Source organism: Zoogloea sp. LCSB751, from assembly GCF_002028455.1.
Taxonomy (GTDB): Bacteria; Pseudomonadota; Gammaproteobacteria; order Burkholderiales; family Rhodocyclaceae; genus Zoogloea.
Genome location: NZ_MWUM01000683.1, coordinates 1 through 232 on the forward strand (window position 1 = coordinate 1; position 232 = coordinate 232).

The 232-nt window shown below is 63.8% G+C and carries 1 protein-coding gene; it reads left to right on the forward strand.

Going from position 1 to position 232, the window contains the following annotated elements; genetic code table 11:
* Window positions 1–232, forward strand: a 232-nt coding sequence (locus tag B4920_RS28170) for a hypothetical protein (RefSeq protein WP_216820158.1), incomplete at both ends; no start/stop codon positions are given.

Sequence of the window (232 nt, forward strand, 5' to 3'; positions counted from 1 at the left end):
CATCGCGTTTGGTGACAAGGTGGAGCCCAACCTGAAAGTGGTTGGCGCCACCCTCATCAGCGGCGCGCTGGGTGCCAGCACCACGCTGACCGTCAAAATTGGCGACACCACCGTCATCAACGCCGAAGGCACGGCAACGGCGGTATCCAAGTATTTCCCGGTGGACGATCTGAAAACGCTGCCCGACCAGGAGATCACCCTCACCGTCGGCGGCGGCGCTGCGACGGGCACC